Origin of the sequence: Pseudomonas sp. FH4, assembly GCF_000510915.2 — a bacterium.
GTDB classification, from domain to species: domain Bacteria; phylum Pseudomonadota; class Gammaproteobacteria; order Pseudomonadales; family Pseudomonadaceae; genus Aquipseudomonas; species Aquipseudomonas brenneri.
This window is the reverse complement of the sequence record NZ_AOHN01000030.1, coordinates 15609-39243: the sequence shown is the minus strand read 5'-3', so window position 1 is coordinate 39243 and position 23635 is coordinate 15609. Positions and strand designations below refer to the sequence as shown.

Sequence of the window (23635 nt, the reverse complement as noted above, 5' to 3'; positions counted from 1 at the left end):
CATGGAAACCCGAGCCCATCATGTGATGATCGGTCTGTTCAGCGTGATAGTCGTGGTCGGCGCCATGCTGTTCGGCCTGTGGCTGGCCAAGTCCAGCGTCGACAGCGCGTTCCAGGATTACGAAGTGATCTTCAATGAAGCGGTCAGCGGCCTGTCCCAGGGCAGCGCGGTGCAATACAGCGGGATCAAGGTGGGAGACGTCACCAGCCTACGCCTGGACCCGAAAGACCCGCGCCGCGTGCTAGCCCGCATCCGCCTGGCCGGCCAGACGCCAATCAAGGAAGACACCCAGGCCAAGCTGGCGCTGACCGGCATCACCGGCACCTCGATCATCCAACTCAGCGGCGGCACCCCGCAAAGCCCCGAACTCAAGGGCAAGAATGGCAACCTGCCGCAGATCACCGCCTCGCCATCGCCCATTGCCCGGCTGCTCAATAACAGCAATGACCTGATGACCAGCATCAACCTGCTGCTGCACAACGCCAACCGCCTGTTCTCGCCGGACAACGTCGAGCGCCTGAGCAACACCCTGGCACACCTGGAACAGACCACCGGGGCCATCGCCGAGCAACGTGGCGATATCAAGGTGGTGATGCAGCAACTGACTCAAGTCAGCAAACAGGCTGGCGCCACCCTGGAACAGACCACCGCGCTGATGCGCAACGCCAACGGCCTGCTCAACGACCAGGGCAAGCAGATGTTCGGCAGCGCCGAAGGGGCCATGCGCTCCCTGGAACAGAGCACTGCGACCATCAACAGCTTGTTGAACGACAACAAGGACTCCCTGAACAGTGGCATGCAGGGTCTCAATGGACTGGCTCCGGCCGTGCGTGAACTGCGCGATACCCTCGGATCGTTGCGTGCCATCTCCCGCCGCCTGGAGGCCAACCCCAGCGGGTATCTGCTGGGCAGCGACAAGAACAAGGAGTTCACGCCATGAAGCGTGCTTACCAAATAATCGCCCCAATAGCCCTGGTCCTGGTCAGCGCTTGCTCGATCCTGCCCAAGGCCGACCCGTCCAACGTCTACCGACTGCCTGCGGCCCAGGCGACTACGCCGGGCAGCCCGGTGGCCTGGTCGTTGCGACTGACCAAGCCGCAAGCCAGTGAGTTCCTCGACAGCCCGCGCATTGCCGTGGTGCCCCAGGGCGACTTGATCAGCAGCTATGCCCTGTCGCGCTGGAGCGATCCGGCGCCGGTGCTGTTGCGCAATCGCCTGCTGGATGGTTTCCAGCGCGATGGCCGGGTGGCACTGCTGAGCACCGATGACAGCAACCTGCAGGCGGACTTCGAGCTGGGGGGACAGTTACAGGCCTTCCAGAGCGAATACCGGGGCAGCGCGGTGGAGGTGGTGATTCGGTTGGATGCGCGACTGGTACGCGGCAGCGACCAGCGGATCGTGGCGGCCAAGCGCTTTGAAGTGCGCCAGCCGGTCAGTGATACCCAGGTGCCGGCGGTGGTGGCCGGGTTTGGTGTGGCCGGGGACCAGTTGAACAAGCAGGTAGTGGATTGGGTGGTGGCGCAGGGCAACACAGCACCTAAACGCTGAGGGCCTCATCGCAGGCAAGCCAGCTCCCACATTTTGATTTGTGAACACAGTCAAATGTGGCAGCTGGCTTACCTGCGATAGCGGTCTAAAGCTTAGCCAAAGAACCAGTAGCAGACCGCAATCGCCGCCACCACACCCGCAAACTCCGCCAACAACGCACACCCCACCGCATGCCGCGCGCGCTGGATGCCCACCGAGCCAAAGTACACCGCCAGCACATAGAACGTGGTCTCGGTGCTGCCCTGGATCGTCGCCGCCACCAGGGCCGCGAAGCTGTCCACACCCTGGGTCTGCATGGTCTCGATCAGCATCGCCCGCGCCGCGCTGCCGGAGAATGGCTTGACCATCGCCGTGGGCAAGGCGTCGACAAAACGCGTGTCCATGCCGGTCCAGGCCACCAGATGGCGAATCCCTTCCAGGCCAAACTCCAGTGCGCCGGACGCACGCAGCACGCCGACCGCACACAACATCGCCACCAGATACGGCAGCAGGTTCTTGGCGACGTCAAAACCCTCTTTGGCGCCTTCGACAAACGCCTCGTAGACCTTGACCTTGCGCAACGCGCCAATCAGCAGGAACAGCATGATCAGGCCAAACAACGTGAGGTTGCCCAGGATCGAGGACAGTCCCGCCAGGGCCGTGGCCGACAGGGTCGCGAGCAAGGCCATGAAGCCGCCCAGCACCAACGCCCCGGGAATCAGGTACGCCAGCACCACCGGGTCCCACAGGCGCAGGCGCTGCATCAGCGCCACCGACAGCAGGCCCACCAGGGTCGAGGCGCTGGTGGCCAGCAGGATTGGCAGGAACACCAGCGTCGGGTCCGGCGCGCCTTGCTGGGCGCGATACATGAAGATCGTCACCGGCAACAGGGTCAGAGAGGACGCGTTGAGCACCAGGAACAGGATCTGCGCGTTGGTCGCGGTGTTGGGGATGGGGTTGAGCTCTTGCAGCGCCTTCATGGCCTTGAGGCCGATGGGCGTGGCCGCGTTGTCCAGGCCCAGGCCGTTGGCGGCAAAGTTGAGGGTGATCAAGCCGATGGCCGGGTGACCGGCCGGGACTTCCGGCATCAGCCGCAGGAACAGCGGGCCAAGGGCCTTGGCCAGCCATTCGACAATCCCGGCCTTCTCGGCAATGCGCAGGAAGCCCAGCCACAGGGTCAAGGTGCCGAACAGCAACACCATCACTTCCACCGACAGCTTGGCCATGGCAAAGATACTCTCCACCATCGCCGCAAAGATCCCGGCGTTACCCCCCACCAGCCATTGCGCCAGCGCCGATACCATTGCCACGACAAAGAAACCAAGCCACAGGCCATTGAGCATCAGTCACACCCCTTTAAATATGTGGCGAATGATAGCGGGGCTGGCAGAAACGACAAACCCCGGATTTACCGGGGTTTGTTCACTTCATGCAGCGATCAGCCCTGGCTGGTCTCGCCCACTGGCTGCACAGTCTTGGTCCGCCAGTGCGGCAGGGAGTTCCAGTAGCGCTCGCCCTTGGCATCGTCGTACATGCCTTCCCAACGCGCGATGACCAACACGGCCAGGGCGTTGCCGATCACGTTCAGCGCAGTACGCGCCATGTCCATGATGCGGTCGACACCGGCGATGAACGCCAGGCCTTCCAGCGGGATGCCCACGCTGCCCAGGGTCGCCAGCAGCACCACGAAGGACACGCCCGGCACGCCGGCGATACCTTTGGAGGTGACCATCAGGGTCAGTACCAGCATCAGTTGCTGGCCGACCGACAGGTCGATGCCATACAGCTGGGCGATAAAGATCGCCGCGATGCTCTGGTACAGGGTCGAGCCGTCGAGGTTGAACGAGTAACCGGTCGGCACCACGAAGCTGCAGATGGCTTTCGGCGCACCGTAGGCTTCCATCTTCTCGATCACGCGCGGCAGCACGGTTTCGGAGCTGGCGGTGGAGTAGGCCAGTACCAGTTCATCCTTGAAGATGCGCATCAGCTTGATCACCGAGAAGCCAAACAGGCGGGCGATCAGGCCGAGAATCACAAAGGCGAAGAACAGGATGGCAACGTAAACCAGGATCACCAACTTGGCCAAAGGCAGCAAGGAGGCGAAGCCGAAGTTGGCCACGGTCACGGCGATCAGGGCGAATACACCGATAGGGGCGTACTTCATGATCATGTGGGTGACTTTGAACATGCTCTCGGACACGCCCTGGAACATGGTCACCAGGGGTTCGCGCAAGTCTGGCTTGAGGCTCGACAAGCCCAGGCCGAACAGCACGGAGAAGAAGATGATCGGCAGCATCTCGCCACGGGCTACGGCGGCAAAGATGTTCGACGGGATCAGGTTGAGAATGGTCTCGATGAACGCATGCTCATGCTGCACCTCGGCGGCAGTCGCCTGGTACTTGGAGATATCCACGGTACCCAGGGTGCTCATGTCGATGCCGGCCCCCGGGTGGAACAGGTTGGCCAGCAGCAGACCGACCACAATCGCAATGGTAGTGACCACTTCGAAGTAAACGATGGTCTTTACGCCGATCCGACCGAGCTTTTTCGCATCCCCTACACCGGCGATTCCGACAATCAGCGACGAAATCACGATCGGGATCACGATCATCTTGATCAGGCGGATAAAGATATCGCCCGCCGGTTGCAACACGTTGCTGATCCACCAGGCTTTTTCGGCACTGAAGTGGTTGAGTACAGCACCGATTGCAATCCCTAGCACCAGACCGATGAGGATCTGCCAGGCGAGGCTTAGTTTTGCCTTCTTCATGTCATTACCCTTGTTTCAAGTGGACTCAGGCAGATGCGCCAGCTGGAACGCCCGGAAGCGAAAAAGTGTGAGCATCAGCCCCCGTAGAAGGTCACCGCAGATGGCCGATATGGCTTACTGGCAAGCGAAAAAAGGCGCAACTATTCCGATGCGGGGGGGCATAGTCTAATGCCGTAAACGCCTACCCTATGCCGAATCGGCATGGGTTTTTTTAAATAAAACTGTCTGTTTGGTCAGTTCGAATGCGACATTTTGTCAGGCATACATGCCGTGAACCTGCCATTTCAGGCTCGCTCAGGGATTTTCGATTTTTTTGCCAGGCGGGAAAAACTCTTGAAAATTCCTACGCATACCATCGAAAAACACGTCTGGCCGAGGGCAAACTTTCTCGATAGATGGTCGTGCTGTAACACCGCGAAATGGTTGTGATGAAGCAGAAAGGAAATTTACAGCTATATGCGGCATAAGTGCCGTGTGATGACTCACAAGCCCGTCGCAAGTCCCTCAGGCCATAACGGCCTGCGGACTTGCGTCGCAGCTTTTCTCCTGACCCGGCCCTTGCGCAGGTACTCCCTGTACCCGTAGGTCGCGCCGATCCCTTGATCAGAGCAACCCGGCCCCCTGGTCATGCATCGCCGTCAGGCGGCGGTGCAAACAGAAACAGACACTTGGCCTGTTCCCCTGTTGGGCAGGCCCACAGAAGGGCCTAGTACCAATTCGGATCTTTCTTGAGTTGCTCCATCAGCAACTTCTGCATGCCTTCATCGGGCTTGCCGATGAAACGATAGTCCGCATGCCGTGTTGGCGACTTGTCCGCCGGCAGCCCGGCAGGGACTTCGACCAACATCGCGTAGGCATCTTCCTTATCCATGCTGAACGCAACGATCAAACGTTTATTCAGGCAGGTATCGGCCGTTTCACACAGCGGCCCTACCAAATACCCGTCACCGTCTTCCGTCACGGCATTCATTTGCTCAGACGTGCCCGACAGGTTGATCACCCACTCAGGCAGGCGCTCTTCCTTCTTGACCACACCCTGCCAGGTTTCGCGGTACTGCGGATCGGCATTGAGCAGTTCATTGGCCCGCGCCTGACCGTCATTGGCGGCCATGACCAAGCCACTACCGCCCAACAGCAGGGCGGCAGCCAGGGTTTTGAGAGACAAGTTGACCATGTTCAGCCTCGACCACGACGGCCAAAGAAGAAGGAAGCGATGAACATCACCAGGAAGACGACAAAGAGAATCTTGGCGATACCCGTGGCGGTGCCCGCGATACCACCGAAGCCCAGGACTGCAGCGACAATGGCAATGATCAGAAATGTGATTGCCCAACTCAACATGGTGATTCTCCTTTTACATCTAATAAGAGGACTGCTGTGTCGCCACCCTGCCGCACCCAATGGGCGGCAGGTTCATGCCTAGAACACCCAGCGTTCCTGGACAGGCTCGTCGTACAGGGCGATGTCCTGTTCAACCGCCATCATGCGCGGGGCTGTCACGTCGGCGGGGCTGCTGCCAACCGAACGAAAATGAGTCTGTGTGATGGGTGTGCGCTCGAACTGCGGGGCGGACTGCGGGCTCTGCTGCCAATGCTGCAGCTGCTGAGCACCGATCAAGGTCACCATCAAGGCGAGGCTGGCAAACAGCCCCTGTTGAAGGCGCAGTGGCGATACACGCAATGGCTTGAGGCTTTGGCGAGTCATCCTGAATCTCTCCCGCATCATGTTGTCTTGTTCGTTGATCACGCTTGTAGGAGAGGTATTGCAGAGTGCATGCCAGTTTTTATGACGATTAAAAACCAATAAAATCAGTAGGTTACAAGATCGCCTGGTTTCTTCCTAACAGCATCCTGCACGATGCGCCTATCCTCACCGTGCGAAATGCACGATGGTCAGTGGTCGGATCAAGGGATCAAAAGGGCCGGCAGGACTGCCGAAGCATCAAGAAGGGTCAAAAACGCGCTGCCCGTGGCTATAAGTAGGAAGGGTCTCAGATAGCTGCGCGATAAGGCTTTGAATCAATCAGAATAAACCATGCAACTTGCCCGATTATTCTGGGACTAAACAAGATCACTCATTCGTATGTTAAGGAGCGCGGGACAGATGGAATCAGCCAAGGAGCTTCAAGGCCGCATTCTTTTAGTGGACGACGAGTCCGCAATCCTTCGCACCTTCCGCTACTGCCTGGAAGATGAAGGCTATACCGTAGCCACTGCCAACAGCGCGGCCCAGGCCGATGCCCTGTTGCAACGCCAGGTGTTCGACCTGTGCTTTTTGGACCTGCGCCTGGGCGAAGACAACGGCCTGGATGTGCTGGCACAAATGCGTATCCAGGCCCCCTGGATGCGCGTGGTGATTGTCACCGCGCACTCGGCCGTCGATACGGCAGTGGATGCGATCCAGGCTGGCGCGGCCGATTACCTGGTCAAGCCCTGCAGCCCGGACCAATTGCGCCTGGCCACCGCCAAGCAGCTGGAAGTGCGCCAGTTGTCAGCACGCCTGGAAGCGCTGGAAGGTGAAGTACGCCAGCCCAAGGATGGCCTCGACTCCCATAGCCCCTCGATGATGGTGGTGCTGGAGACCGCCCGCCAAGTGGCCGGCACCGATGCCAATATCCTGATTCTGGGCGAGTCCGGCACCGGTAAAGGTGAACTGGCCCGGGCGATTCATGGCTGGAGTAAAAGGGCGAAGAAATCCTGCGTCACCATCAACTGCCCGTCCTTGACCGCAGAGCTGATGGAAAGCGAGCTGTTCGGCCATAGTCGCGGCGCCTTTACCGGCGCCAGCGAAAGCACCCTCGGCCGGGTCAACCAGGCGGACGGCGGCACCCTGTTTCTAGACGAGATCGGCGATTTCCCCCTGACATTGCAACCCAAGTTGTTGCGCTTTATCCAGGACAAGGAATATGAACGGGTCGGCGACCCAGTCACCCGCCGCGCCGATGTACGCATCCTGGCGGCGACCAACCTGAACCTGGAAGACATGGTGCGCGACGGCCGTTTTCGCGAAGACTTGCTGTATCGCTTGAACGTCATCACCTTGCACCTGCCGCCCCTGCGCGAACGCAGCGAGGATATCCTCGCCCTCGCTGACCGTTTCCTGGCGCGCTTCGTCAAAGAGTACGCGCGGCCAGCCCGCGGCTTCAGCGATGAGGCCCGTGAAGCACTGCTCAACTACCGCTGGCCGGGCAATATCCGTGAACTGCGCAACGTCGTGGAACGCGCCAGCATCATCTGTGCCCAGGAGAAGGTCGAAATCAGCCATTTGGGGATGGCCGAGCAACCGACCAACAACTCACCGCGTATCGGCGCGGCGTTGAGCCTGGACGAACTGGAAAAAGCCCATATCGGCGCCGTGCTGGCCACCAGCGATACCCTGGACCAGGCGGCCAAGACCCTGGGCATCGATGCCTCGACGCTGTATCGCAAACGCAAGCAATACAACCTGTGAGCTGCACCTTATGAAGCTGGCGATGAAACTGCGCACGCGGCTATTCCTGAGCATTTCTGCGCTGATCACCGTGGCCCTGCTTGGGCTGCTGCTGGGGCTGGTGAGTGTCATGCAAATGGCCAAGGCTCAGGAATCCCTGATCCGCAGCAACTTCATTACCCTGGATCTGGGGCTCAAGCTACGCCAGACCCTGGGCGACCAGTTGATCTTGATGCTCAACGACCGGCCGGACCCGGCCGCCCTGAATACGTCGCGCCAACAGTATTTCAAGTTGTTGGACGAAGGCATCGCCCATGAAATGAGTGTCGCCAGGGTCGCAGGCTTCACTCAGGCCAAGGCCGACTACCTGACGTTTTTGGACGCGTTCGAGGAAAATGAAAATACGCCGCCTTCCCTGCGCAATAACCAAAAACTGACCACCAGTTTCAATGTATTGCGCAACGGGCTGATCAGCGAACACAAAAACGCGCTGGAAAACATCAACGAGACCGAACGCCTGTCGCGCGAACGCGCGCTGTGGATTGCCGGGCTGCTGGGGTTGGTGGGCCTGGCGGTGCTGATCATCGGTTTCATCACCGCCCACGGCATCGCCCGGCGCTTTGGCGGGCCGATCGAAGCCCTGGCCAAGGCGGCCGATAAAATCGGCCAGGGCAATTTTGATGTCACCTTGCCGATTTCTTCGGCAGCCGAAATGAACCAGTTGACCAAACGTTTTGGCATCATGGCTGAAGCGTTGCGCCAGCATCAGGCCACGAATGTCGACGAATTGCTCGCCGGCCAGCAGCGCTTGCAGGCAGTGCTCGACAGTATCGACGACGGCCTGCTGATGATCGACCGCCAAGGCCGCCTGGAACACCTCAACCCGGTCGCCCAGCGCCAATTAGGCTGGGACGAAAGCCGCCTGGGCGAGGGCCTGGGCGAAGCGCTGCAACGCCCGGAACTGGATGAGCAACTGCATCTGGTGCTGCGCGGCGGCAACCTGGAACGCGCACCCGACGACCTTGAAGTGGAGGTCGAGGGCGAATCACGCTTGCTGACCTACAGCATGACGCCCGTCAGCCACCACGAGGGGCACATCCTCGGCGCGGTGATGGTGTTGCATGACGTGACCGAGCAACGGGCCTTCGAGCGAGTGCGCAGTGAATTCGTGTTGCGTGCCTCCCACGAACTGCGTACGCCAGTCACGGGCATGCATATGGCATTCGGCCTGTTCCAGGAACGGGCGAAATTCCCCCCTGAGTCCCGCGAAGCCGACCTGTTGAATACGGTCAACGAAGAAATGCAGCGCTTGATGCAACTGATCAATGACTTGCTGAACTTTTCCCGCTACCAGAACGGCCTACAAAAACTCACTCTGGCGCCTTGCGACATCAACGAGCTGCTTGAACAGGCCCGCACGCGCTTTGCCGAGCTGGCGAATGCGCAAAACATCGAGCTGGTGGTAGAAGCGCAGGCGCAACTGCCCAGGCTGCATGCCGACCAGGCGCAATTGGAGCGGGTGCTCGACAATCTACTCGGCAATGCTCTGCGCCACACCAGTGACGGCGGGCAGATTCGCCTGCAAGCGCGTCGCCATGGCGAACGGCTGATCATCAGTGTCGAGGACAACGGCGAAGGCATCGCCTACGGCCAGCAGGGCAGGATTTTCGAACCTTTTGTCCAGGTAGGCCGCAAGAAAGGTGGCGCCGGCCTGGGGCTGGCGCTGTGCAAGGAGATCGTGCAGCTGCACGGCGGCCGCATGGGGGTCTATTCCCGGCCAGGGCAGGGCACGCAGTTCTATATGGCGTTGCCGCTGTAACTATCAGTCAGGCACGCCACTCAAGGGCAGCTCCCACATGCATTGCTCGCCGCTCTTAAATACCTTAGCGGTGGTTCAATACCCTCAGGATCGCTGCGCTTTGCGCATCCGGCGTGCCATCAAACAACGCCGGCCGGAAGCGCATCTGGAAGGCCGCCAGCACACGCCGCGTTGCCACATCCAGCTCGCCGGTCTGCGGCGTTGAGTAACCCAAGCGTGCCAACTCTTCCTGGAACCAGGTGATGCTCGGTAGCTGTGCAGCGTACTGCGCCTGATACCGCGCGACCGCCTGAGCCTCGGGCCAGATCCCCAGGCCTTCATCCGCCAGGCGCTTCCACGGGAACAGCGGGCCCGGATCAAGTTTGCGACCGGGGGCGATATCGCTATGACCGATAATGAACTTCGGGTTGATCCGGTTGCGCTGGCTGATGTCCTTGAGCAAGGTCACCAGGGACTGGACTTGCGCTTCGGAGTACGGATACCAGACACGCCCGGTGGGTGTATCACGGTAGCCCGGGTTGACGATCTCGATGCCGATGGAGCTGGAGTTGAGCCAGGTACGCCCCATCCACTCACTTTCTCCGGCATGCCAGGAGCGCTTGTCTTCATCCACCAGCTTATAGATGGTCGCGCGTGCATCATCGCCAATCAGGTAGTGGCTGCTGACCTGGCCTTTGGTCAATAGCGCCAGCGAACCTTCAAGGCTGGTAGCGGTGTAGTGCAGGACGACGAACTGGATACGATTATCGAAGTTCACCGACGGGTGGCTGGTATTCAGCCGCGGGCCACTTGCACAGCCAGCGAGTGTGAGGAACAGAAGAGCAGCAACGAGAAATTTCATGGCAACAGACGGTACGCTAAAGACGATAATGCAACAGTGTAACGTATCGTTTGCCGATCAGCGGCCGGCTTACAAAATGGAACAACTTTTCAGGCCGCCTGCACCTGATTGCGCCCCGCCGCCTTGGCCCGGTACAAGGCTTCGTCCGCGCGCTTGAGGGCCAGGTCGCTGCGCTCGCCGGGCTGAAACTGCGCCATGCCAATGGACATGGTGATGGTCACCCGTTCGCCCTTGAAGTGAAACGGACACGCCTCAATGGCCGCCCGCAGGCGCTCGCCGAGCTCCAGCGCATCGCCCAACGCCGAATCCGGCATCAGCAGGACAAACTCCTCACCGCCAAACCGCGCGATGAAATCTGTCGCTCGCAAGCGCTTGCTCAACACATTGGCGATGATCTTCAGCACCTTGTCGCCCGCCAGATGGCCGTAGCCGTCGTTGATGCGCTTGAAGTGATCCAGGTCCAGCATCGCCAGTGACAGGTTGTTGCCCTGTTGATGCCACGCATTGACCTCGTATTCCAGGCGTTCACTCCAGGCCGCACGATTGGGCAGGCCGGTGAGCGGGTCGATCAGCGCTTTCTGGCGCTGGACCTCAAGGTGATCGCGATAGCCCTGGGCCTCCTGCTCCATGCTCGCCACCCGTTCGGCCAACCCCTGCAACCGCTCGGCCACTTCATGTTCGCGCTGGTCACGCTGCTTTTGATGCTCGTCCATGGCGCCCAGCAGCCCCTCAAGATGGCTTTCCAGCACTTGCTTGAGGTCATCAAGATCGGCCGCTTCCTGGACACTGCTTTGCAAGCCATCCATCTGCTCACGGATTTGCGTATCCATCTCGCGCGCGGCGCTGCGGCTGTCGGCGTGCCCGTCGCTGGCCGCCTGCAAATTGCTCTGGAAGGCTTCCAGCCGCTCGTTTAGGCGCTTTAAGTAGGCTTCAAACTCATGCTGGCCACTGTCGGTGATGGCCAGCATCAATACCGCCAGGTCATCGAGGATCGGCAGCAACTCGTACCAGTTCAGCCCGTGGGCCAGGCGTTCGCGCATGGCTTGCGCCTGGGGCCGGTGATGCTCGGGTAGGTCGAGGTCGCCCAGCAGGCCGAGCAGAGTGTCTTCGATATGTTTGGCTACGGAGCTGTAGGACGGCTCAGGCGAGTCGGGCAAGGCGTACAGCGCCTCGGGATCGACTTCAGCCGGCTCGTCATCCAGCACCGGCGGCAACGACAGACTGCCGATCGCAGTCGGTTGCGGCGGAGCCTGGGGGGCAACTACCGCCGCAGCGGCCGCACCTTCAGGTGGCGGCGTAACACTCACCTCCACAGGCCGAGACGGTTCCGGGGCCTGGGCCGCGACAGCAGGCATTTCGACCGGCGATAAGCGGGGAGCGTAAACCTGAGGCAGCGGTACCACACGCTCATCGACATCGACGACCCGGGGCGCAATGGCAATAGACGCAGGTGCCGCCTCAAGCACTGCCGGCTGCGAGGCCTGGGCTGGTGGCGCAAAGGCTCGCAGGGCCTGGGCCAGCTCGGGAGCATCCTCAACCACCTGGGCAACCGGACTTGCGGCAACCGCCGGGGTTGGCCGCGAGGGCGGAGAAACGCGGGGTTCAACCGTCGCGACTTCTGCATCCGGCTCCTTGCCGCCAAACAGACGCTGCAACAGACCCGGGCGAGCAGGCTCATCATCGGACTCAAGATTGCTCAGGGCCTGCCCTTGAAGGCTGCTCAACTCACTGAGCAGCAGGGGAATCTCCCGTGCCTGGCCGACGCGGCTGTCCAACTGCTTGGCAAAGTTCTTCAGCGGGCGGCTGACTTCCCGGGGCAACGGCAGCGCCTGCAATTGCGCGACCAGCGCGATCAGCGCGGTACTGATTTGATCAACCCGTGTCTCACGGCGCTGCTCGGAGTCCAGCACGGCCTTTTCCAGGCGCGGCAACAACGCAGCGAGCGCAGCGTCCATGTCATCGGTGCGCACCACATCGCGCATCTCTTTCATGCACTGGTCGACGGCCCGGTCCGTGCCCTCGGCCGCCAGCGTGCTGCGCACCAGCCCACGGCGCAGCAAGTCGAGGCGCGCAGCCCAACGGCGTTCGAGCTTTTCTTGTTGCTCGATGCTTAACAGGTATTTTTCTTTCCAGCGCTGGGCGTCGTCGCTCATGCAAGGGGTCCGCGAAGGCCGGGGCTCAGCGCGGGTAATGCATCAGCCGTGAGCGAACCCGGCAGACGAATCTCTACCGCGACCGGCAGGTGATCGGAAATGGGTTGCGCCAGCACCTGCACGCGTTCCAGCGTCAGGGTCGGGCTTAACAAAATGTGATCTAGACAGCGTTGCGGGCGCCAACTGGGGAAAGTGGCTTCGACCTGCGGCGCCAGCAGCCCCAAATCGCGCAACGGAGAATTTTGCAGCAGGTCGCTGGCATGGGTGTTCATGTCCCCCATCAGCACCTGGTGCTTGTATCCGCCAATCAGCTCACGGATGTAGGCCAGTTGCAGGGTCCGGGTACGTGCGCCCAGCGCCAGGTGCATCATGACCACTACCAGCGCCTCGGGGCCCTCGCCGAAACGCACAAGGATCGCCCCGCGCCCTTTCGGGCCCGGCAGGGGATGGTCTTCGATCACCCAGGGCTTGAGGCGGCTGAGCACCCCATTGCTGTGCTGGCCCAGTCGCCCGAGGTTGCGATTGAGTTGCTGGTACCAGTAGGGAAAAGCACCCAGTTGAGCCAGATGCTCGACCTGATTGACGTAGCCCGAACGCAGGCTGCCACCATCGGCTTCCTGCAGGGCCACCAGATCGAAGTCACCCAGCAGGTCGCCAATCTTTTGCAGATTGCCGGCCCGACCATTGTGGGGCAGCAAATGCTGCCAGCCACGGGTCAGGTAATGACGGTATTTCTCGGTACTGATGCCAACCTGGATATTGAAGCTCAGCAAGCGCAGCCGGCTGTCCGCCGGCAGGCCGGTGGACGCGAGGTGATGTTCGTTGACCTGCGGATCATGCCGGCCAACGACGCGTTCGGTACCCCAGCGACGCATGGCGAGCCCCTTACTTGGCTGCGCGCTCTTTGGCGATCAACTGGTCGGCAACGTTCAGGGTCGCTTCTGGACCGCCGGTGGAGCCCAGGTCAAAGCGGTATTTGCCGTTGACGATCAGGGTTGGAACGCCTTGCACGCCATATTTTTGCGCGAGTTCCTTGGCCTGCTTGATTTGGCCCTGGATGGCAAAGGAGTTGAAAGTGGCGAGGAACTTGTCCTTGTCCACGCCTTGGGTGGCGAGGAAATCGGCCATTTCGTCAGGCTTGGTCAGGCGCTTGCCTTGTTTCTGGATCGCTTCGAACACTGCGTTGTGGACCTTATGCTCCACGCCCATGGCTTCCAGGGTCAGGAACATCTGGCCGTGGGCATCCCAAGGACCGCCGAACATGGCAGGGATACGCTTGAAGTTCACATCCGACGGCAGCTTCTCGGCCCAAGGATTGATGGTTGGCTCAAAGGAATAGCAATGCGGGCAGCCATACCAGAACAGCTCTACGACTTCGATCTTGCCTGGCACGGAAACCGGCACAGGATTGGCCAATTCAACATAGGTCTTACCCGCTTCAAGCGGCACGTCGGCGGCTTGTGCGGTCATGCCGAACAGGCTGGCAGTGACGAGAGCGGCGCTGAGGATCAGATTACGCATGCTTTACTCCTGGACAAATAAAGTCGCCTCGCGCGACCTTTTTTATGACAGGTCTACACGGGCATGAGTTCGTTAGTGTAACGGTAGCGGCCACAAAAAAGGGCGGCCTGAGCCACCCTTTTTATGCTTGCATCGACGGATTAATCGAGCGTTAACGTTGCGCGGGCAACGTCAGGTCATCCGCGCCTTACTTATGCAGGCCCTGGATGTAGCTGGACACCGCCGCAATGTCTTCGTCGCTCAGCTTACGGGCGATGGTACGCATGGTCATGGCATCGCCATCGTTGGCACGACCGGCCTCTTCCTTGCGGAAATCAGTCAGTTGCTTGGCGATGTACTGGGCGTGCTGGCCACCCAGGTGCGGGAAACCGGCAGCCGCGTTACCCGAACCATCCGGGGAATGGCAACCGGTACAGGCTGGCAGGCCTTTTTCGAGGTTGCCGCCACGGAACAGTGCTTCACCACGGGCAACGATTTTTGGATCCGCCGCACCGACACTGCCGGCCTGGCTGGCGTAATACGCCGCGATATCCGCCAGGTCCTGATCACTGAGATTGGTCAGCAAGCCGGTCATTTCCAGAACCGTGCGCTTGCCGTCCTTGATGTCGTGCATCTGCTTGGTCAGGTAACGTTCACCCTGGCCCGCCAGTTTTGGAAAGTTGGGCGCCGGGCTGTTGCCATCCGGTCCATGGCAGGCACCACATACGGCGGCCTTTGTCTGGCCAGCAGTAGCGTCACCTGCAGCATGGGCAACACCAGTGATGCCCAAGGTCAACAGCAGACTCACGATCAATTTGTTCATCAGCTAATCCAATTACGGCTAAAGGTTATAGAGTTATGGACCGGGTCTACTCGCTCATCAAAAGAATGATGGCCTGGTAATCCTCGGCACGGCATTCCATGCACAAACCACGCGGCGGCATCGCCTTGAAACCCTCGGTCACGTGCTGCACCAGCGTCTCCATGCCTTGCGCCAGTCTCGGCGCCCAGGCTGCCTGGTCACCCCGCTTGGGGGCCGTTGGCAACTGTCCGGCATGGCAAGCCGCACAAACGCGGTTGTACACAGCTTCCGGATCCTGTGTAGCCTGAGCACTGTAAAGTGGTATCAGGACACCGACAGCTAGCAGCCACCTGGTCATACGTCGACCTTTTCAGGGTTTGGAAGCGTTTTGCGTTCTAATGCGCAATAAAGGTCTATCGCTCCCGTGAACTTCATCCTTCGCTGGGACAAAGCACACACAAAATCTGCGGCATTATATACTGGCGCTACTGAAACGGGAACGACACTACTTGCCGCACCCATTCCCGGCACCGCCCACATCGGAAATCCCATGCAACTCAAGAACCCCATCCTCGGTCTGTGCCAACAGTCCACCTTCATGCTCAGCGCCGCCAAAGTCGACCAATGCCCCGACGACGAAGGCTTTGAAGTGGCCTTCGCCGGGCGCTCCAACGCCGGCAAATCCAGCGCGCTCAACACCCTGACCCATGCCAGCCTGGCTCGCACCTCGAAAACCCCGGGCCGCACACAGCTCCTCAACTTCTTCAAGCTAGACGATGATCGGCGTCTGGTCGACCTGCCGGGCTACGGTTACGCAAAAGTACCTATCCCATTGAAGCTGCACTGGCAGCGTCACCTGGAAGCCTACCTGGGTGGTCGCGAGAGTTTGAAAGGGTTGATCCTGATGATGGACATCCGTCATCCAATGACCGATTTCGACCTGCTGATGCTCGATTGGGCCGTCGCCAGCGGCATGCCGATGCACATTTTGCTGACCAAGGCCGACAAGCTGACCTACGGCGCCGCCAAGAACACGTTGCTCAAAGTGCAGGCCGAAATCCGCAAAGGTTGGGGTGACGCGATCACGATCCAGCTGTTCTCGGCGCCCAAGCGCATGGGCCTGGAAGACGCCTATACCGTGCTGGCAGGCTGGATGGAGCTGGCGGACAAAGGTGCAGAAATCGCTGAGTGACACTTTGTTGCGGGCAAAAAAAATCCCGAACTTCGTATGGGGAGGGGAAGTTCGGGATCTAAGTACTCCGGACCGCTAGGGCGGGGTCCAGATATCTGCCAACACTTAACACAACATAGGAGCATTGAAGGGCTTCACCACCCATTCAGTAACTCTGAGTGACGTTTCATGGGTTAAGTTCCGGCGCCACGGAAAAACTATTGGAAATAACCTTCAGCCGTTTCCGATCTATAGGCATTGCTGCGACCTCATGCCGCAGCAATGCCAGATGATCAGTGCGCTTCGTCCCAGTTATCACCCACCCCGACCTCAACCAACAGCGGCACATCCAGCTTCGCAGCACTGCTCATGTGCTCACGAATCTTCTCGCTGACCTCAGCCACCAGGTCTTCACGGACCTCGACCACCAATTCATCGTGCACCTGCAGGATGACCTTGGCATCCAGCCCCGACTCCGTCAGCCAGTTGTCGACCTTGACCATCGCCTTCTTGATGATATCGGCGGCAGTGCCCTGCATCGGCGCGTTGATCGCGGTACGTTCTGCGCCTGCGCGCTCCTGCGGCTTGTTGGAGTGGATGTCCGGCAGGTACAGGCGGCGCCCGAACAGGGTTTCTACATAGCCCTGGTCGGAAGCCTGGGCGCGGGTGCGCTCCATGTACTCACGCACCCCCGGGTAGCGGGCGAAGTACACATCGATATAGGCCTTGGCCGTCTTGGTATCGACGCCGATATCCTTGCCCAGTTTCTGCGCGCCCATGCCGTAGATCAGGCCGAAGTTGATCGCCTTGGCGCTGCGGCGCTGGTCGGACGTGACCTCACCCAACTCGACCTTGAACACTTCGGCCGCCGTAGCCGTGTGCACATCCAGGTTGTCGCGGAACGCGTTCAGCAAGCCCTCGTCCTTGGACAAGTGCGCCATGATCCGCAGTTCGATCTGCGAATAGTCCGCCGCCAGTAGCTTGTAGCCCTTGGGCGCGACGAATGCCTGGCGGATCCGCCGGCCTTCGGCGGTGCGCACCGGGATGTTCTGCAAGTTCGGATCACTGGACGACAAACGCCCGGTGGCCGCCACGGCCTGGTGGTAAGAGGTGTGGATGCGCCCGGTACGTGGGTTGATCTGCTCAGGCAAGCGGTCGGTGTAGGTGCTTTTGAGCTTGCTCATGCTGCGGTACTGCATCAGTACCTTAGGCAGCGGGAAGTCATCTTCAGCCAACTTGGCCAATACTTCCTCGGCGGTCGAGGCCTGCCCCTTACCGGTTTTCTTCAACACCGGCAGCCCGAGCTTTTCGTAGAGGATCGCCCCCAACTGCTTGGGTGAACCGAGGTTGAACTCCTCGCCGGCGATCTCGTATGCCTGGCGCTCCAGTTCCACCATCTTGTTGCCCAGCTCGATGCTTTGCACGCCCAGCAGCGCGGCATCCACCAGGGCACCCTGGCGCTCGATCCGCGCCAGCACCGGCACCAACGGCATCTCGATATCCGTCAGTACACTGGCCAGGCTCGGCAGCGCCGCAAGTTGTGCGTGCAATGCCAAGTGCAGGCGCAGGGTCACATCGGCATCTTCGGCAGCGTAGGGGCCTGCCTGCTCCAGGGGAATTTGGTCAAAGGTCAGCTGCTTGGCGCCTTTGCCGGCAATGTCCTGGAAGCTGACGGTGTCATGCTCCAGGTACTTCTTGGCCAGGCTGTCCATGTCGTGGCGGGTCGCGGTGGAGTTCAGCACGTAGGATTCGAGCATGGTGTCGAAGGCGATGCCACGTACGGTGATGCCATGCGCCGGGTCGCCGCCGATGGCGCAATTGGCCAGGATATTCATGTCGAACTTGGCGTGCTGGCCCACCTTGAGCTTTTGCGGGTCTTCCAGCAGCGGCTTCAAGGCCAGCAGTACCGTATCGCGGTCCAGTTGCTCGGGTACGCCGATGTAGGAGTGGGTCAGCGGGATGTAGGCCGCTTCATTGGCCTGCACGGCGAACGAAACCCCTACCAGTTGCGCCTGCTGGGCATCGACGCCAGTGGTTTCGGTATCGAAGGCAAACAGCTTCGCGTCATTGAGCTTTTTCAGCCAGACGTCAAAGCGGGCCTGGTCGAGGATGGTTTCGTACTGCGCTTCGACCGGGGCCTGCGTCTCTGCGGCCTCAGGCTCAGCCGAGGACTGCACCGGCGCGGCGTCGGCAGCGGCTTTGAGTTCGACCCGCTTGGCATCGCGCTGAATCTCATCGATCCAGCTCTTGAATTCCAGCAGGGTGTACAGCTCCAGCAGCTTCTCGCGATCCGGCTCGATCAGGTGCAAGTCTTCCAGGCCGACATCCAGTGGCACGTCGACCTTGATGGTCGCCAACTGGTAGGACAGGAACGCCATCTCTTTATGCTCTTCGAGCTTGGCCGGCAGGGTCTTGGCCCCACGGATCGGCAAGGTCGGGACAATATCGAGCTGCTCGTAAAGTTCTTTCAGGCCGCCGTTCACACCGACCAACAGGCCCGATGCGGTCTTAGGACCAATCCCCGGAACCCCCGGGATGTTGTCGGAGGAATCGCCCATCAGCGCCAGATAATCGATGATCTGCTCGGGAGCGACGCCGAATTTCTCCTTAACGCCGTCGATGTCCATCGCACTACCGGTCATGGTGTTGACCAAGGTAATGTGCCCGTCGACCAGTTGCGCCATGTCCTTGTCGCCGGTAGATATCACCACCGGGCGGTCAGCGGCTGCGCTGCTGCGGGCCAGGGTGCCGATCACGTCATCCGCTTCAACGCCTTCGACGCACAGCAGCGGGAAGCCCAGGGCAATCACGCTCTGGTGCAGCGGCTCGATCTGCACGCGCATGTCATCGGGCATGCTCGGGCGATTGGCCTTGTATTCGGCGTACATGTCATCGCGAAATGTCCCGCCCTTGGCGTCGAACACCACTGCGAACGGGCTGCCCGGGTACTGCTTGCGCAGGCTTTTGAGCATGTTCAACACGCCCTTGACCGCACCGGTGGGCAGGCCTTTGGACGTGGTCAGCGGCGGCAGCGCGTGGAAGGCGCGGTACAGATATGAAGAACCGTCCACCAGGACGAGGGGGGCTTGGCTCATGAGCAGGATCAACCTTTTCGGCGGGTCAGGCGCTAGAATAGCCGGACCAATGACAACAAAGGGACAAGGTTATCATGCGTACATTCAATCGCCTGCTGTTGACCGGCTTGATTGCACTCGCTCCGATGGCTGCCATGGCGGCAGACGACGCTCCCTCGGGGGATCCGGAAGTCACCATTCGCACGGAAGGCGACAAGACCATCCAGGAATACCGCCAAAATGGCTTCCTGTATGCAATCAAGGTAACCCCGAAAGGCGCGCCCCCGTATTTCCTGGTGCGCGCAGACGGAACCGATGCGAACTTCATCCGCTCGGACCAGCCGGATATGCTGATCCCGTCATGGAAGATCTTCGAATGGAAATGATTTCTTAATTTTAATCGGCGCCGCGGCCCGCGGCGCCCGTACTGGCAGTTTTAACCATGTCTGTGTTCACCCCCCTGGCTCGGCCCGAGCTGGAAACCTTTCTCGCCCCTTATGGGCTCGGCCGCCTGCTCGATTTCCAGGGGATTGCCGCGGGTAGCGAAAACACCAATTTTTTTATCAGTCTGGAAAAGGGCGAATTTGTCCTGACCCTGGTTGAACGCGGCCCCGTGGACGAAATGCCGTTCTTCATCCAATTGCTGGACGTGCTCCACGACGCCGACCTGCCCGTGCCTTACGCCCTGCGCACCACCGACGGCGTGGCCCTGCGTGAATTGGCGGGCAAGCCGGCGCTGCTGCAACCGCGCCTGGCGGGCAAGCACATCCAGGACGCCAACGCCCAGCATTGCGTGCAGGTGGGTGAACTGCTCGCTCACCTGCACCTGGCCACCCAGGGCGACAAGGTGCTGGAACGCAAGACCGATCGCGGGCTGGACTGGATGCTCGACGAAGGCGCGCAACTGATCTCGCACCTCGACGCAGCGCAACAGAACCTGTTGCAAGCGGCCCTGGATGAAATCCAGCAGCACAAGGCACACATCCTCACGCTGCCCCGCGCCAACATCCACGCCGACCTGTTTCGTGACAACGCGATGTTCGAAGGTACTCACCTGACCGGGTTGATCGACTTCTACAACGCCTGTTCCGGGCCGATGCTGTACGACGTGGCGATTGCCCTGAATGACTGGTGCTCGGACGCTGACGGCATGATTGATGGCCACCGCGCCCGCGCGCTGCTGGGGGCGTATGCAGCACTGCGACCGTTCAGCGCCAGGGAAGCCGAGCTGTGGCCGACGATGTTGCGGGTCGCGTGTGTACGGTTCTGGCTGTCACGCCTGATTGCGGCAGAGTCGTTTGCCGGGCAGGACGTGTTGATTCACGATCCACGGGAGCTCCAGCAGCGGTTGGAGCAGCGCCAGCAGGTTGCGATCCAGCTGCCACTCGCCCTCTAAATGTGGGAGCGGGCTTGCTCGCGATGGCATTGTGTCAGTCACCCGCTACTTGGCTGACACACCGCATTCGCGAGCAAGCCCGCTCCCACATGGGTTTTGCGGTGTGCCTACAGTGATTCCAGGCACCCTGCCAAATCATTGCCCAGCTTCTCCAGCAACTGTTCATAGCCTTGAGCGGTGGCCGGGGTGTAGCCGCCCAACGCATCCAACTCCGCCAGCTTCACCGGCAGGCCCGCCACCAGGGTCTCGGCCAGGCGTGGGCGCAATGGCGGCTCGCTGAACACACAGGTCTTGCCTACTTCTTGCAGGCGCGTGCGCATCGCCGCCACATGCTGGGCGCCGGGTTGCACTTCGGCAGCCACGCTGAATACACCGGTGTGCTTGAGGCCATAGGTGTCTTCAAAGTAATCGAAGGCTTCGTGGAACACGAAGTAAGGCTTGCCGGCGATCCCCGCCAGGCGCGCCTTGAGACGCACATCCAAGGCATCCAGGCGACCGTCGAAGGCTTGCAGGTTGCTCTGGTAGCGCGCTGCGTTGGCCGGATCGGCCGCGCTCAAGTCCGCCGCCATTTTCGCCGCAATCACCCGCGCATTGACCGGCGACAACCACAAGTGAGCATCCAGGCTGCCCGGGCGATGATCGTGATCATGCTCGTCGGCTTCTTCGGCGTGGGAGTGGTTATCTTCGGCGAAATGCCGCAATTTCAGACCCGCCAGCTCCTGCACCGCAACGGTCGGCAAGCGGCGGCCCTTGAGCACGCGTGGCAGAAAGCCTTCCATGTCGGGGCCGATCCAATACAGCAGTTCCACCGATTGCACACGCCGTACGTCGGAAGGGCGCAGCGCATAGTTATGCGGCGACGCTCCCGGCGGCAGCAAAACCTCTGGAACCGCCACGCCGTCCTGCACTGCGGCGGCAATCAACTGCAATGGCTTGATGCTGGTCAGCACCCGAACCTCAGCCTGAGCAGCACCGATGACGAACAAACTGGTGACAAATACGACAAAAACGGGAAAAAGTCGGGACACGATGAGCACTCAAGGCGGCAGGAACGGGTAACATAATAACGTCTCTCACAAAAATCTGTCGCCGCTCATGCCTAAAACACCGCTTGCCAGCCGTCCCCACGACCACTCTCACTGCGTACACACCGCACTGTCAGAGGCCGACGCCCTGTGCGCACGCCAAGGCCTGCGCCTGACGGCCCTGCGCCGGCGGGTGCTGGAACTGGTGTGGCAGAGCCACAAACCGCTGGGCGCCTACGACATTCTCGGCGTGCTCAGCGAGCAGGACGGCCGCCGCGCCGCGCCGCCGACGGTGTACCGTGCGCTGGACTTCCTGCTGGAAAACGGCCTGGTGCACCGCATCGCCTCGTTGAACGCCTTTGTCGGCTGCAATCACCCGGAGCATGCGCACCAGGGCCAGTTCCTGATCTGCCGCGAATGCCACGCCGCCATCGAACTTGAACAAAAAAGCATCAGCGACGCGATTATCAAGAGCGCCAGCGATGTGGGCTTTCGGGTCGAAGGGCAGACCGTCGAAGTGGTGGGTATCTGCTCGGGCTGCCAGGGGGCTTGATGAGCACTGCGCTAATCCGCCTGGAACAGGTCGGGGTCTCGTTCGCCGGCCAGAACGTGCTGGACAACATTCACCTGAGCGTCGAGCCAGGGCAGATCGTGACCCTGATCGGCCCCAACGGCGCCGGCAAGACCACGCTAGTGCGTGCGGTATTGGGCCTGCTCAAGCCCGACAGCGGCAGTGTCTGGCGCAAGCCCAGGCTGCGCATCGGCTACATGCCACAAAAATTGCACGTCGACCCGACTTTACCGTTGTCGGTGCTGCGCTTCCTGCGCCTGGTGCCTGGCGTGGATCGCGCCCGGGCCCTGGCCGCGCTCAAGGAAGTCGGCGCCGAACAGGTGATCGACAGCCCGGTGCAAAGCATCTCCGGCGGTGAAATGCAGCGCGTCCTGCTGGCGCGCGCCCTGTTGCGCGAACCTGAGCTGCTGGTACTCGACGAACCCGTGCAGGGCGTCGACGTCGCCGGCCAGGCCGAGCTGTACAGCCTGATCACCCGCCTGCGCGACCGCCATGGCTGCGGCGTGCTGATGGTGTCCCACGATCTGCACCTGGTGATGAGCACCACTGACCAGGTGGTATGCCTCAATCGCCACGTCTGCTGCTCCGGCCACCCGGAACAGGTCAGCGGCGACCCGGCCTTCGTCGAACTGTTCGGCAAGAACGCCCAGAGCCTGGCGATTTATCACCACCATCACGACCATGCCCATGACCTGCATGGCGCCGTGGTTGCCGATCCGACTACCCCTCATACCCACGTCCACGGAGATAGCTGCAAGCATGGCTGATTTTCTGCTCTACGCCCTGCTCGCAGGCTTGGCCTTGGCGCTGGTGGCGGGCCCGCTGGGCTCGTTCGTGGTCTGGCGGCGCATGGCCTACTTTGGCGATACCTTGTCCCACGCGGCCCTGCTCGGCGTGGCCCTGGGCTTTTTGCTGGACGTCAGCCCGACCATCGCAGTGACCGTCGGCTGCCTGCTGCTCGCCGTGCTGCTGGTGACCCTGCAACAGCGCCAGCCCCTGGCGTCGGACACCCTGCTGGGGATCCTCGCGCCCAGCACGCTGTCCCTGGGCCTGGTAGTCCTGAGCTTTATGCACGAAGTGCGTATCGACCTGATGGCCTATCTGTTCGGCGACCTGCTGGCGATCAGCCCCACGGACCTGGCCTGGATTCTCGGCGGCAGCGCTGCTGTATTGATCCTGTTGGTGGCCCTGTGGCGCCCGCTGCTGGCAATTACCGTCCACGAACAACTGGCCACCGTCGAAGGCTTGCCTGTGCCAGCACTGCGCATGACCCTGATGTTGCTGATTGCCGTGGTGATTGCTGTCGCAATGAAGATTGTCGGCGTATTGTTGATCACGTCGCTATTGATCATCCCCGCCGCCGCCGCCCAGCGTCATGCACGCTCGCCGGAACAGATGGCGGTCGGCGCCAGTCTGCTGGGGATGCTTGCCGTGTGTGGCGGCCTGGCGCTGTCCTGGTTCAAGGACACCCCGGCCGGGCCGTCGATTGTGGTCACGGCCGCCGCACTGTTTCTGCTGAGTTTTGTCCTGCCCCGTCGAGGGGTGTAGACTTGCTCG

At 60.9% G+C, this 23635-nt stretch carries 23 protein-coding genes; 10 read left to right on the top strand and 13 right to left on the bottom strand.

All coding sequences use genetic code 11. The features are described 5' to 3' along the window. Position 1: 1 nt before the first annotated feature. Both H097_RS22990 and H097_RS22985 read left to right on the top strand, forming a co-directional pair. The gene (locus tag H097_RS22990) at positions 2–940 is read left to right on the top strand and encodes an MlaD family protein (protein WP_032862666.1); all 939 of its coding nucleotides are present in this window, start codon (positions 2–4) and stop codon (positions 938–940) included. Next, a complete protein-coding gene (locus H097_RS22985; protein WP_032862664.1) occupies positions 937–1548 on the top strand; it encodes an ABC-type transport auxiliary lipoprotein family protein in 612 nt (203 codons plus the stop codon). Before H097_RS22990 ends, H097_RS22985 begins: the two co-directional genes overlap by 4 nt. Before the next feature lie 92 nt (positions 1549–1640). Here the strand turns inward: H097_RS22985 and H097_RS22980 are convergent, their stop codons facing one another. The 5 genes from H097_RS22980 to H097_RS22965 form a co-directional block, all read right to left on the bottom strand. Next, a complete protein-coding gene (locus tag H097_RS22980; RefSeq protein ID WP_032862662.1) occupies positions 1641–2870 on the bottom strand; it encodes a spore maturation protein in 1230 nt (409 codons plus the stop codon). 95 nt (positions 2871–2965) lie between these two features. Further along, positions 2966–4297 (bottom strand): glutamate/aspartate:proton symporter GltP, encoded by a 1332-nt coding sequence (gene gltP / locus H097_RS22975; protein ID WP_032862661.1) that lies wholly within the window; start codon positions 4295–4297, stop codon positions 2966–2968. Positions 4298–5003: 706 nt separating this feature from the next. Further along, positions 5004–5471 carry an inhibitor of vertebrate lysozyme family protein gene (locus H097_RS22970; protein ID WP_032862660.1) on the bottom strand — a complete coding sequence of 156 codons (468 nt, stop codon included), beginning with the start codon at positions 5469–5471 and terminating at the stop codon, positions 5004–5006. 2 nt (positions 5472–5473) lie between these two features. After that, a complete protein-coding gene (locus H097_RS27990) occupies positions 5474–5638 on the bottom strand; it encodes a DUF1328 domain-containing protein (RefSeq protein WP_003170804.1) in 165 nt (54 codons plus the stop codon). A 78-nt stretch (positions 5639–5716) separates the two neighbouring features. Then, positions 5717–6001 carry a hypothetical protein gene (locus H097_RS22965; RefSeq protein WP_032862659.1) on the bottom strand — a complete coding sequence of 95 codons (285 nt, stop codon included), beginning with the start codon at positions 5999–6001 and terminating at the stop codon, positions 5717–5719. Between the two features lie 399 nt (positions 6002–6400). Between H097_RS22965 and algB the strand changes: the two genes are divergently transcribed. Next, positions 6401–7747: a sigma-54-dependent response regulator transcription factor AlgB gene (gene algB / locus H097_RS22960; RefSeq protein WP_032862658.1), complete on the top strand. Its 1347-nt coding sequence runs from the start codon at positions 6401–6403 to the stop codon at positions 7745–7747. Between the two features lie 10 nt (positions 7748–7757). Then, positions 7758–9545 carry a KinB sensor domain-containing domain gene (locus H097_RS22955; protein ID WP_032862657.1) on the top strand — a complete coding sequence of 596 codons (1788 nt, stop codon included), beginning with the start codon at positions 7758–7760 and terminating at the stop codon, positions 9543–9545. A 64-nt stretch (positions 9546–9609) separates the two neighbouring features. Here H097_RS22955 and H097_RS22950 read toward each other — a convergent pair whose 3' ends face one another. From H097_RS22950 to H097_RS22925, 6 genes are all read right to left on the bottom strand, one after another. Beyond that, on the bottom strand, positions 9610–10386 hold the full coding sequence (locus H097_RS22950; RefSeq protein ID WP_032862656.1) for an N-acetylmuramoyl-L-alanine amidase: 777 nt from the start codon (positions 10384–10386) through the stop codon (positions 9610–9612). A gap of 89 nt (positions 10387–10475) precedes the next feature. Beyond that, the gene (locus tag H097_RS22945) at positions 10476–12539 is read right to left on the bottom strand and encodes a diguanylate cyclase (RefSeq protein WP_032862655.1); all 2064 of its coding nucleotides are present in this window, start codon (positions 12537–12539) and stop codon (positions 10476–10478) included. Next, on the bottom strand, positions 12536–13414 hold the full coding sequence (locus H097_RS22940; protein ID WP_032862654.1) for an endonuclease/exonuclease/phosphatase family protein: 879 nt from the start codon (positions 13412–13414) through the stop codon (positions 12536–12538). Before H097_RS22940 ends, H097_RS22945 begins: the two co-directional genes overlap by 4 nt. A 10-nt stretch (positions 13415–13424) precedes the next feature. After that, positions 13425–14060, bottom strand: a complete 636-nt coding sequence (gene dsbA, locus H097_RS22935; protein ID WP_032862653.1) for a thiol:disulfide interchange protein DsbA — start codon at positions 14058–14060, stop codon at positions 13425–13427. A gap of 187 nt (positions 14061–14247) precedes the next feature. Continuing rightward, complete coding sequence (locus H097_RS22930) at positions 14248–14862, bottom strand: c-type cytochrome (RefSeq protein WP_032862652.1); 615 nt, start codon at positions 14860–14862, stop codon at positions 14248–14250. A gap of 46 nt (positions 14863–14908) precedes the next feature. After that, entirely contained in the window at positions 14909–15199 is a 291-nt protein-coding gene (locus H097_RS22925) for a c-type cytochrome (RefSeq protein WP_032862651.1), read from the bottom strand. Positions 15200–15391: 192 nt separating this feature from the next. Between H097_RS22925 and yihA the strand changes: the two genes are divergently transcribed. Further along, positions 15392–16033 carry a ribosome biogenesis GTP-binding protein YihA/YsxC gene (yihA, locus tag H097_RS22920; RefSeq protein ID WP_032862650.1) on the top strand — a complete coding sequence of 214 codons (642 nt, stop codon included), beginning with the start codon at positions 15392–15394 and terminating at the stop codon, positions 16031–16033. Positions 16034–16305: 272 nt separating this feature from the next. On the opposite strand, the gene polA is transcribed toward yihA, so the two are convergent. Further along, a complete protein-coding gene (gene polA / locus H097_RS22915) occupies positions 16306–19107 on the bottom strand; it encodes a DNA polymerase I (RefSeq protein ID WP_032862649.1) in 2802 nt (933 codons plus the stop codon). 74 nt (positions 19108–19181) lie between these two features. On the opposite strand from polA, the gene H097_RS22910 reads away from it, so the two are divergent. Both H097_RS22910 and H097_RS22905 read left to right on the top strand, forming a co-directional pair. Further along, on the top strand, positions 19182–19472 hold the full coding sequence (locus H097_RS22910; protein WP_017528747.1) for a DUF2782 domain-containing protein: 291 nt from the start codon (positions 19182–19184) through the stop codon (positions 19470–19472). 56 nt (positions 19473–19528) lie between these two features. Then, complete coding sequence (locus H097_RS22905; RefSeq protein ID WP_032862648.1) at positions 19529–20482, top strand: homoserine kinase; 954 nt, start codon at positions 19529–19531, stop codon at positions 20480–20482. A 107-nt stretch (positions 20483–20589) separates the two neighbouring features. Here the strand turns inward: H097_RS22905 and H097_RS22900 are convergent, their stop codons facing one another. Beyond that, entirely contained in the window at positions 20590–21519 is a 930-nt protein-coding gene (locus H097_RS22900) for a zinc ABC transporter substrate-binding protein ZnuA (RefSeq protein ID WP_065942454.1), read from the bottom strand. A 46-nt stretch (positions 21520–21565) separates the two neighbouring features. On the opposite strand from H097_RS22900, the gene zur reads away from it, so the two are divergent. The 3 genes from zur to znuB are packed head-to-tail and all read left to right on the top strand — an operon-like array spanning position 21566 to position 23626. Continuing rightward, positions 21566–22060 carry a zinc uptake transcriptional repressor Zur gene (zur, locus tag H097_RS22895; protein ID WP_174553319.1) on the top strand — a complete coding sequence of 165 codons (495 nt, stop codon included), beginning with the start codon at positions 21566–21568 and terminating at the stop codon, positions 22058–22060. Continuing rightward, positions 22060–22845: a zinc ABC transporter ATP-binding protein ZnuC gene (gene znuC, locus H097_RS22890; RefSeq protein WP_032862644.1), complete on the top strand. Its 786-nt coding sequence runs from the start codon at positions 22060–22062 to the stop codon at positions 22843–22845. The genes zur and znuC overlap by 1 nt, the downstream gene beginning before the upstream one ends. Then, a complete protein-coding gene (znuB, locus tag H097_RS22885; protein WP_029290341.1) occupies positions 22838–23626 on the top strand; it encodes a zinc ABC transporter permease subunit ZnuB in 789 nt (262 codons plus the stop codon). Before znuC ends, znuB begins: the two co-directional genes overlap by 8 nt. Positions 23627–23635 lie beyond the last annotated feature (9 nt).

Coding starts and splice junctions, on each gene's coding strand:
- dsbA (WP_032862653.1), bottom strand. CDS start 14,060: ATGCGTAATCTGATCCTCAGCGCCGCTCTCGTCACTGCCAGCCTGTTC.
- algB (WP_032862658.1), top strand. CDS start 6,401: ATGGAATCAGCCAAGGAGCTTCAAGGCCGCATTCTTTTAGTGGACGAC.
- H097_RS22985 (WP_032862664.1), top strand. CDS start 937: ATGAAGCGTGCTTACCAAATAATCGCCCCAATAGCCCTGGTCCTGGTC.
- H097_RS22905 (WP_032862648.1), top strand. CDS start 19,529: ATGTCTGTGTTCACCCCCCTGGCTCGGCCCGAGCTGGAAACCTTTCTC.
- znuB (WP_029290341.1), top strand. CDS start 22,838: ATGGCTGATTTTCTGCTCTACGCCCTGCTCGCAGGCTTGGCCTTGGCG.
- H097_RS22980 (WP_032862662.1), bottom strand. CDS start 2,870: ATGCTCAATGGCCTGTGGCTTGGTTTCTTTGTCGTGGCAATGGTATCG.
- H097_RS22940 (WP_032862654.1), bottom strand. CDS start 13,414: ATGCGTCGCTGGGGTACCGAACGCGTCGTTGGCCGGCATGATCCGCAG.
- H097_RS22930 (WP_032862652.1), bottom strand. CDS start 14,862: ATGAACAAATTGATCGTGAGTCTGCTGTTGACCTTGGGCATCACTGGT.
- H097_RS22970 (WP_032862660.1), bottom strand. CDS start 5,471: ATGGTCAACTTGTCTCTCAAAACCCTGGCTGCCGCCCTGCTGTTGGGC.
- yihA (WP_032862650.1), top strand. CDS start 15,392: ATGCAACTCAAGAACCCCATCCTCGGTCTGTGCCAACAGTCCACCTTC.
- H097_RS22965 (WP_032862659.1), bottom strand. CDS start 6,001: ATGACTCGCCAAAGCCTCAAGCCATTGCGTGTATCGCCACTGCGCCTT.
- H097_RS22955 (WP_032862657.1), top strand. CDS start 7,758: ATGAAGCTGGCGATGAAACTGCGCACGCGGCTATTCCTGAGCATTTCT.
- znuC (WP_032862644.1), top strand. CDS start 22,060: ATGAGCACTGCGCTAATCCGCCTGGAACAGGTCGGGGTCTCGTTCGCC.
- H097_RS22910 (WP_017528747.1), top strand. CDS start 19,182: ATGCGTACATTCAATCGCCTGCTGTTGACCGGCTTGATTGCACTCGCT.
- gltP (WP_032862661.1), bottom strand. CDS start 4,297: ATGAAGAAGGCAAAACTAAGCCTCGCCTGGCAGATCCTCATCGGTCTG.
- H097_RS22950 (WP_032862656.1), bottom strand. CDS start 10,386: ATGAAATTTCTCGTTGCTGCTCTTCTGTTCCTCACACTCGCTGGCTGT.
- H097_RS27990 (WP_003170804.1), bottom strand. CDS start 5,638: ATGTTGAGTTGGGCAATCACATTTCTGATCATTGCCATTGTCGCTGCA.
- H097_RS22925 (WP_032862651.1), bottom strand. CDS start 15,199: ATGACCAGGTGGCTGCTAGCTGTCGGTGTCCTGATACCACTTTACAGT.
- polA (WP_032862649.1), bottom strand. CDS start 19,107: ATGAGCCAAGCCCCCCTCGTCCTGGTGGACGGTTCTTCATATCTGTAC.
- H097_RS22945 (WP_032862655.1), bottom strand. CDS start 12,539: ATGAGCGACGACGCCCAGCGCTGGAAAGAAAAATACCTGTTAAGCATC.
- H097_RS22990 (WP_032862666.1), top strand. CDS start 2: ATGGAAACCCGAGCCCATCATGTGATGATCGGTCTGTTCAGCGTGATA.